This is a genomic window from Enterobacter sp. K16B, assembly GCF_020216105.1.
Taxonomy (GTDB): Bacteria; Pseudomonadota; Gammaproteobacteria; order Enterobacterales; family Enterobacteriaceae; genus Enterobacter; species Enterobacter sichuanensis.
In genome coordinates this window covers 1-388 of the sequence record NZ_JAIWJZ010000143.1, presented here as the reverse complement: position 1 = coordinate 388, position 388 = coordinate 1, and the positions used below count along the sequence as shown (strand labels likewise).

Sequence of the window (388 nt, the reverse complement as noted above, 5' to 3'; positions counted from 1 at the left end):
CGGACTTTCCAGACCGTTCCACTAACACACAAGCTGATTCAGACTCTGGGCTGCTCCCCGTTCGCTCGCCGCTACTGGGGGAATCTCGGTTGATTTCTTTTCCTCGGGGTACTTAGATGTTTCAGTTCCCCCGGTTCGCCTCGTTAACCTATGTATTCAGTTAACGATAGTGTGTCGGAACACACTGGGTTTCCCCATTCGGACATCGCCGGGTCAAAGGTTCATATCACCTCGCCGGCGCTTTTCGCAGATTAGCACGTCCTTCATCGCCTCTGACTGCCAGGGCATCCACCGTGTACGCTTAGTCGCTTAACCTCACAACCCGAAGATGTTTCACTTCTGATTGCGAAAATTTGAGAGACTCGAACACACATAACATGTGTGTCGT

Annotated in this window: 1 rRNA gene; it reads right to left on the bottom strand. The window is 51.5% G+C overall.

From position 1 onward, the window contains the following. Positions 1-315: ribosomal RNA gene (locus LDK53_RS21095) — 23S ribosomal RNA — on the bottom strand; the annotation flags it as partial. Positions 316-388 lie beyond the last annotated feature (73 nt).